The sequence below is a fragment of the Enterobacter cloacae complex sp. 6730903 genome (assembly GCF_048283985.1).
Taxonomy (GTDB): Bacteria; Pseudomonadota; Gammaproteobacteria; order Enterobacterales; family Enterobacteriaceae; genus Enterobacter; species Enterobacter hormaechei_C.
Map to the genome: position 1 here is coordinate 1 of NZ_JBLVXX010000252.1, position 230 is coordinate 230.

A 230-nucleotide genomic window follows, 5' to 3' on the forward strand; every position below is an offset into this window, starting at 1 on the left:
TTCGCAAATTTGGTAGGCCTGAGTGGACTTGAACCACCGACCTCACCCTTATCAGGGGTGCGCTCTAACCACCTGAGCTACAAGCCTGTAGAGGTTTTTACTGCTGTTTTTCATCAGACAATCTGTGTGAGCACTACAAAGGCAGGTTCTTTAAGGTAAGGAGGTGATCCAACCGCAGGTTCCCCTACGGTTACCTTGTTACGACTTCACCCCAGTCATGAATCACAAAG

The 230-nt window shown here is 48.7% G+C and carries 1 tRNA gene and 1 rRNA gene; both read right to left on the minus strand.

The annotated features are described in order from the left end of the window. Window positions 1-10: 10 nt before the first annotated feature. Window positions 11-87: transfer RNA gene (locus ACNQ0W_RS25800), tRNA-Ile, on the minus strand. 69 nt (window positions 88-156) lie between these two features. Then, a 16S ribosomal RNA gene (locus tag ACNQ0W_RS25805) occupies window positions 157-230 on the minus strand; the annotation flags it as partial.